Source organism: Dryocola clanedunensis, from assembly GCF_038405435.1.
GTDB lineage: Bacteria > Pseudomonadota > Gammaproteobacteria > Enterobacterales > Enterobacteriaceae > Dryocola > Dryocola clanedunensis_A.
Map to the genome: position 1 here is coordinate 1 of NZ_JBBYHZ010000028.1, position 3,129 is coordinate 3,129.

General features: G+C 50.3%; 5 protein-coding genes. All 5 read right to left on the reverse strand.

Features of this window, described 5'->3' with window-relative positions; translation table 11 throughout:
• Window positions 1-401: 401 nt before the first annotated feature.
• The 5 genes from AAE045_RS23005 to AAE045_RS23025 all read right to left on the reverse strand — a co-directional run bounded on the left by AAE045_RS23005 (window position 402) and on the right by AAE045_RS23025 (window position 2,995).
• On the reverse strand, window positions 402-572 hold the full coding sequence (locus AAE045_RS23005; RefSeq protein ID WP_455549651.1) for a DUF2737 family protein: 171 nt from the start codon (window positions 570-572) through the stop codon (window positions 402-404).
• Window positions 573-574: 2 nt separating this feature from the next.
• Window positions 575-871 (reverse strand): DUF1317 family protein, encoded by a 297-nt coding sequence (locus AAE045_RS23010; RefSeq protein ID WP_455549652.1) that lies wholly within the window; start codon window positions 869-871, stop codon window positions 575-577.
• 3 nt (window positions 872-874) lie between these two features.
• Window positions 875-1,555: a lambda exonuclease family protein gene (locus tag AAE045_RS23015; protein ID WP_455549653.1), complete on the reverse strand. Its 681-nt coding sequence runs from the start codon at window positions 1,553-1,555 to the stop codon at window positions 875-877.
• A gap of 205 nt (window positions 1,556-1,760) precedes the next feature.
• A complete protein-coding gene (locus AAE045_RS23020; protein WP_455549654.1) occupies window positions 1,761-2,687 on the reverse strand; it encodes a recombinase RecT in 927 nt (308 codons plus the stop codon).
• Window positions 2,687-2,995, reverse strand: coding sequence for a hypothetical protein (locus AAE045_RS23025; RefSeq protein ID WP_455549655.1), 309 nt, complete (start codon window positions 2,993-2,995; stop codon window positions 2,687-2,689). The genes AAE045_RS23020 and AAE045_RS23025 overlap by 1 nt, the downstream gene beginning before the upstream one ends.
• Window positions 2,996-3,129: the final 134 nt, after the last annotated feature.

Here is a 3,129-nt window from a genome sequence, read left to right on the forward strand (position 1 = left end):
CATCATATGCATCGCAACATTCCTTCAGCCCTGCATTCTCCGCAGCCAGCGCGTCGCGCTCTTTCAGCAGTGCGGCGCAGTCTTCGAACTTAACGAAAGACCCATCTTCTTCTGGTACCGGGAGGATGTTGATATCAAGGCTGTACTCTTTTTCCATTTCATAGCGTGTAACTGTCATAGTCTTTCCCTAAGCGTCCCGTTAAGAACGCCGATGTGATAGAGGAGTTGATAGAGAGTGAATCGTGGGTTTATGCGTTTCTCGTAGCTGAGCAAGATGCGGCGGTTTATGGCGTCCCTTTGCTTTACTGTTCGGGCGCCCTCTGCCTTCCATGCTTCTTGTATATCAGCCCAGCATTTACGAGCGGTGGCACGAATGGCGTTATGCTCTGCTGTGTCCATAGTCAGTGCCGAGTCTGCTTAATGAACTTGTCGATGTGCCGGTTAGAGTCCGGGCAGGGGAAGCTGTGGCGAGCTTTGAGCTCTTTCTCTGATGGCATTTGCGATTGCTTGAATTTAGGCCGAGCGATAATGTCGCCCGGGGTTAAGTCCGGGTTATAAATTCCGTTACGCATGATTAGTTACTCGCTGAGATAGCGTTAAGCATGTTCTTAACGTCTGAGTTAGTTCTGTCGAGTCGGCGGGCGATGGTGACTATGTTCCAGTTGGGGTTGCGCTCTTTGAGAAGCTGCAGTTCGTACAATTCCCATTCCTGCTTGTGATGCTCTTTTGCTGCCTCGGTTTCTTCTGCGATTCGATGTGCTTTAAGAGGGTTTCTGGTGAAGGTTTTGTCGGGCAGCATCCAGCCGCCATAAGCGCTGTAGTAGCGCAATACGGTAGTCCCGCACCGTATGTTGTCGTGGGATTCTTTCATGCGTCACCGCCATTGCTCGCCAAACTCAAACCCGATTTCAGCCAGCGCCTCATCCATCTTATCGATGAACTCCGGCACCATTTCGTTGAAGTCGCTCATGTACTTTTCATCACGCTCAACAACAACATGGTGAATACCTTCGCGCTTCATGCGCGGGTCGTAGTTGGCAAAAAACCAGGCATCTTTGCCGGTAACCCACATGCTGTATTGAACCTGCGCCATGTAGGCTGATTTGATGGCATCGAAGCCGCCGAGCCTAAATTTCATGAAGTCTCGGGAAGTGAAAGGGCATTTAAGTTCAAGGCCAAATCCGTTACTGCAAAGGCCATCGGGAGAACATGCAGTTCGCAGAGTTTCATCCTTGAAGAGGATCGGCGCTTCCGTTACCTGCACATCCGTTGTGAACTCAAACAGCGTCCGTGCTGAATCTTCGTTTTGCTTACCCCAGGCCAGCGCTTTGGCGTTAATCTCCGGCGCTACACCAGTGCAAACTTCGGCAAGTAATGTGTGGAAATAGGACATCTTCATATCTGTCCATTTGGTGCCGCTCCGTGGCTTTGAAATAACGTTTGATACTTCCGATGCGGTGATGACACCCAGCCTTAACCGCAACCAGTCCTCGCTTCCTTGCTCTACGTGAAGCACATCAATCCCGGTGCGCTCCAGTATGATTTCAGGTGTCATACCTTCCCCCTTGCGTATCTGTTAACGGCATTACTGATAGTTTTTCCATTCCATGAGCAGTTAATGGCGCGTTTTACTACTATCCATTTGCGTCTCTCGAGTTCCAAAACAAACCAGCAAACTCGACCTTTGCTCATATCTAAAACTTCAGCCATGTTCCTGTAGCTATAACCGCCGCGCATTAAAAGATTGAGCAACGAAGGTTTCATGCCGCCGCCTTTTTCCTTAAGAAGTCGAGAGCTTTCACCGCCTCGATTTCCGTTAATACTGACGGCTCAGTTATCTTGCGCCGGAACAGGTTGGAGCACAGGGGGAGAAGGTCTTCCTCCCATGTTTTGTTCAGCTGGATAAGCAGGTCGGAGATGGTTTGCAGCGTTTCTTCGGTGGCGGGGGAGATATCGCGTTCAGGCGTCCGATCCTGATTGAAGTTGATTCCTTCGCCACTCTCCGTATTCACGTAGTCGATAGCGGCATCCAGGCGCTCACGGCGAGGCCAGTACTTGGCAGCCTGTTTGACGACAGTCTTTAGAATCATCTGTTCTTCGTCAGTTAACCACGGGCAAGATTTACCCTTGGTCTTATATGCCTTCCATGCTTCTGAGCGGTCACGAATAGCGAATATGTCTTCTGCCCGCATGGTGTGGGTCAGGTAGTCGCCGTCATCGGTCTTGATTACCGTATATGCACCGACGATATCCCCGCGTTGCTCGATAGTGTCGAATACGCTGTATTCATGCGACGGTGCCTTGTCGATACCAACAAGCTTGAATTTATCGTTCTTCCTGACGATATCCGACTGACACCACTTAATCGCACCAGACTGCTGTGCAATGTGCATCAATCCCATGTAGCTGATGTCGAGACATATAGCGCCTTTCCGTGGCACCAGATAAGCAAGTTTTTGCGCTGGGTTTAGCGTCACGCCGATTGCCGCAACGTTCATGATGGCGCTGCGGGTTGAAACTGTGTTGTTTGCCGCTACGCCAGCCAGATAATCGTTGTTTGCGAATATCTGCATAGCAAACTCTGATTCACGCTTGAAGTTAAGCGACGGCTCGGAACAGACTTGTTCAAATTCTGCTTTGAGTGGGTTAACAATATCGAAAACGCGCTGGACTAACTGACTGGACATTACGCAGCCTCCCTGTGCTCATGTTTTGCTTTGAAGATACCGAGTGCATACTCAGCTTTAACCCGCTCCGTTAATGCGTCCCAGAACCACTCTGAGGCCTTTTCCTGATAAGCCACATCATCGACAGACAGGTAGTCAACGGCGTCCGTGGTGTGTTCGTCAGGCTGGAAATTGCGGAGTAGGGAAGTGATAGGGTTGGATACTTTCGAGAGGCGCTCTACTTCTTCATAAATGCGCTCATTGTCGCGCTCGTCCAGGCTGGCAATGATGCCCTTGATTTCCTGCTTATCTGCGATAGTAAGTCTCATGCTGACTCCTTCTGCGGCTGCTTCTTGCCGCCTAACATTTTGGTCATGAGCTCTAGGAACTCAGGCTCTGGCATTTTTGGTGCTGGCTGCTGGCTCACAACATCACCTCTGGCTGATTTCTGTAGTCCAGGACG

Excerpts from the sequence above, each read along its gene's own strand:
- AAE045_RS23005 (WP_455549651.1), bottom strand. The coding sequence starts at position 572 with ATGCGTAACGGAATTTATAACCCGGACTTAACCCCGGGCGACATTATC.
- AAE045_RS23010 (WP_455549652.1), bottom strand. The coding sequence starts at position 871 with ATGAAAGAATCCCACGACAACATACGGTGCGGGACTACCGTATTGCGC.
- AAE045_RS23015 (WP_455549653.1), bottom strand. The coding sequence starts at position 1,555 with ATGACACCTGAAATCATACTGGAGCGCACCGGGATTGATGTGCTTCAC.
- AAE045_RS23020 (WP_455549654.1), bottom strand. The coding sequence starts at position 2,687 with ATGTCCAGTCAGTTAGTCCAGCGCGTTTTCGATATTGTTAACCCACTC.
- AAE045_RS23025 (WP_455549655.1), bottom strand. The coding sequence starts at position 2,995 with ATGAGACTTACTATCGCAGATAAGCAGGAAATCAAGGGCATCATTGCC.